At 38.0% G+C, this 3497-nt stretch carries 5 protein-coding genes; all 5 read right to left on the bottom strand.

Annotated features, from left to right (window positions below):
• Positions 1-129 precede the first annotated feature (129 nt).
• Positions 130-1212 (bottom strand): acetolactate decarboxylase, encoded by a 1083-nt coding sequence (locus ABNR88_RS07015; RefSeq protein ID WP_291929255.1) that lies wholly within the window; start codon positions 1210-1212, stop codon positions 130-132.
• 19 nt (positions 1213-1231) lie between these two features.
• Positions 1232-2143, bottom strand: coding sequence for an MBL fold metallo-hydrolase (locus ABNR88_RS07010; RefSeq protein WP_348670234.1), 912 nt, complete (start codon positions 2141-2143; stop codon positions 1232-1234).
• A 1-nt stretch (position 2144) separates the two neighbouring features.
• Positions 2145-2765 (bottom strand): DUF4395 domain-containing protein, encoded by a 621-nt coding sequence (locus ABNR88_RS07005; RefSeq protein WP_348670233.1) that lies wholly within the window; start codon positions 2763-2765, stop codon positions 2145-2147.
• 77 nt (positions 2766-2842) lie between these two features.
• Positions 2843-3418, bottom strand: a complete 576-nt coding sequence (locus ABNR88_RS07000; protein WP_291929263.1) for a Crp/Fnr family transcriptional regulator — start codon at positions 3416-3418, stop codon at positions 2843-2845.
• A gap of 5 nt (positions 3419-3423) precedes the next feature.
• On the bottom strand, positions 3424-3497 hold a 74-nt coding region (locus ABNR88_RS06995), incomplete at its 5' end, for an NAD(P)/FAD-dependent oxidoreductase (RefSeq protein ID WP_348670235.1).

Here is a 3497-nt window from a genome sequence, read left to right as displayed (position 1 = left end):
TCTTTTTCTTTATCATCGCCCAATCCAAAAACAGCAAATGCACCCAGTGCAATCAATGTCCATGAAATGGCAAATAATGTTTTTAAATACTCCACAACTCTCCTTGTTAACTTATATAAATTGAATATTTTAATCTACCTTGAACGCTGCATGACAAGCAAGACAGTTTTGCATTAACTTTCCTGTAAATTCTGCCAGATCAGTTATGTCATCTGAATCGTTCAAATCCATCTCTTCTACGTTAATAATTAATTCTTCAAACATCATGTGAGTTGGCCCACCAATCCTCTCAAAAGATACTGGTGTTTTATCTTTAACAGACTGCGGGGTTGCTCTTGCCATTCTATTGCCAGAATAGCTCGCCGCCTTAATAATCATGTCTTTATCTTTTGTGGCAATACCCATCATAATTTGCTGAATAGTTGTTAGCATTTGTCTCATTTCAGCAAGAAACTCCTCTTTTTCCGCAGCATCAAGGCCTAAACTATAACGCTTATCATGAATTTTTACCATAGGAAGTTTTAACACTACATTTATACCTGAGTGTATTTCGTCAACGTGAGCACCAATATCATTAATGATTGCATGTAGGTGCCAAGACTCTCCTGGATGTGTATAAGTTCCCTGATCATCTGCTGAATAAAAACCTACAATAGTGGCCGCTTGATGGCTCATTGTTTCTTTTGCCATGTGAAACATTTTTTCCTTGCTACCATGACCTCCAAATTTTAGATTTTGTCCATTGATTACATGGATCTGTAGATCTTTAAATCTACCCTCTAGCAGAAATGGAAACGGTTTGTTAGTATCTAAACCCATCTCTTTTGCTTTTGAAAGAATAACTTTAAACAAGTCTTCTTTTGCTAAGGGTTTTTTAATCTTGGCATCTTGCCATTGCGCTACGTCACTTATTGCTAGTAGCACTGCTTTCTCATGTGGTGGAATCGTATAGATTGAATTGCCAATGCCGTCCTTACCGTAATCAAGATAAATCTTACCATTTAAAACAGTAATCTCGCCAGCGCCATCTTGAATTGCGCCAACTGCGTATGAGTTTTGTTTTGGAATTGCCATTTCCAAACTAACCACACCATCGGTGTTTTTCATATGGATCATTTTTTTATAATGACCATAGCTTTTCACTTCAACCGCCTCGGCGGCGGCAATGCCACTTATGAGCAATGATAATAACAATAAAATAGATTTATTCATCTCTATCCCCATTTTTTTATTAGTAATCAAATTCCATTGTTTCAAAAACCCACTGGGCATTCTTGCCAGCAATATCTTGATGGCCACTTAAAAAATGAAATTCTGTTTGATCTATTTTACTCGCCTCTAACATATCACCATCATTATCTAAAATTTTGGAAATCTCTGTCTTTAGAAAAGTCAAATAATCGTAGGTGTTTTTAGTTGCTACGGATAAGTTAGAAATATGCCCATGTCCTGGAACGATATGCTTTGGCTTAAATTCTGCCATTTTTTCAAATACAGAAATCCAGCTGTGAATATCCCTAGCCGGGCCGACACCCAGCATTCTGTCATTAAACACCGCGTCTCCGGCAAACATAGTGCTGGTGCTCGGCATCCAAATAATAATATCGCCCACGGTGTGTGCTGCGCCAAAATGCAACAACTCTAAATCAACCTTACCAAGTTTTAGGTTCATTTTTTCATCAAAAACCTCTGTTGCAAACACGGGGTTAGTGCCATCTAAACTTTTTCCAATTAAGCTACCTAATCTTGTTAGGTGGTAATCAGCTCTGGTTTTTTGATCAGCTTGTGTTTTTGTTGAGGCGATAATTCTAGCGCCTAATTGTTGGAAATAGTCATTACCCAGCCAGCGGTGATCCTGACCACCAGTATTAATAACAATTTTAATCGGCTGGTCGGTAATTGTTTGAACAGCCTGGTGAAGCTCTTTAGCACCAAGATAACTTGCACCTGAATCAATTAATATCACACCCTCTTTGGTAACAATTACACCATGTGTGGAGTTATTGCCAAAATTTGAAGGTGAGCGTTGCGTGGTCTCACCTACTAAAGCGTAGACATTATCGGCCACTTTTTGCACTTCCAAAGAAGCGTGTGTAGCTACCATGGTAACAATTAATATTAAAAATAAACTTATCTTTTTCATCTTACTCTCCAAAAATTAAAAAATTAATAATGCCGCCAAAAGCTAAATAAAAAAGCGCAATAATCACCAGGACAAAGATAGGTTTTTGTATTAAGTTTAAGCGCTGAATGGGTGCTCTGGCTCTAGTCAAATCACAAACTTCACCCGGACAATGCTTTACTTTTTTGTCATGCACCAGGTTATAAACTTTGCAACCAGCACAAATACCAAAAACCGCCTCAAAAAACAACAAACCCAAGCATAGTGCGCAAGTCAAGATATTGATTGGGCCGCGAATCTCATTAAGCACCACCAAATAAAACATAATTGCCGCCAAAATAAAACCAAATGACCAGGCCCATCTTTTGGGAGCGGCATCGGTATATTCAGGCTTCTGATTATTAACCACCCAGCGCCCTAAGACCATGGAGGGTGAATACTTAGGATTGATGAAAATACGAATAAAAAAATCAAACAAAAAAACCGATACCATTAGCTTGGTAGGTTCGTTATTACCCGTCAAAAAACCACTCATAAATGCCATAAACGCAAACAAAAACACAATGCCTGCAGCTGCTCGGACCTCGCGCTCGTTAAACATGAGCCCATCATAGCCTTCAACCCTTTCCCCAAATGCGAACATGAAGCCTCTTCTATTTTTTGTATAATTTAATATTGTACACGACTTGTTTTGAAAACAATATGATTCAAATCATACTGTTAACTTAGTGTGATACTTCCTTCTTGCTTGCTGACTTTCCCCTCATTTTCCAGTGAGGTTAAGTTTCGATAAAGCGTTTCATGGGCCAGTCCGATTTTCTGTGCCAAGTCTAGTAGTGAATATGAATAGTAAAAAACGCCATCTTGTGCTTCATAGCTTAAAAAAGCCATAATCCTATCTTTGGCACTATAAATACTTTTAATTTCACCTAGAAGACGAAGATCTCGAATTTGCCCTGTTAGCTCTTTTATTAACATCATCATAGATTCTGGATTTTGATTTAGCAACTCCAGGATGCCACTCTTATCAAATTTAAGCAATTCAACAACACTATCAGCAACACAATGACAATGGTATTCGCTTGAAAATAAAGAAGCCTCAGCAAATGATTCTCCCGCATAAGCAGTGTGAATGACCAAAGAATTTCCTTCAATATTCTCCCTAATCAATTTAACTCTACCAGACAATACAACATATAAAGAATCTACAACATCGCTCTGAGTAAAAACTCGATCACCCTTATTAAAAGTATGCTTCTTACCTTTTGCATCATGGCTAATTACATCTAAAAACATATCTATTACAACGCCTGTCCACAAGCCCAGCCTGATGACCAAGCCCATTGGAAGTTATAACCACCTAGCCAGCCGGTGA

Source organism: uncultured Candidatus Thioglobus sp. (genome assembly GCF_963981275.1).
Classification (GTDB): domain Bacteria; phylum Pseudomonadota; class Gammaproteobacteria; order PS1; family Pseudothioglobaceae; genus Thioglobus_A.
Note: the sequence above shows the minus strand (reverse complement) of the source record. Positions and strands in the feature narration are given on the sequence as shown.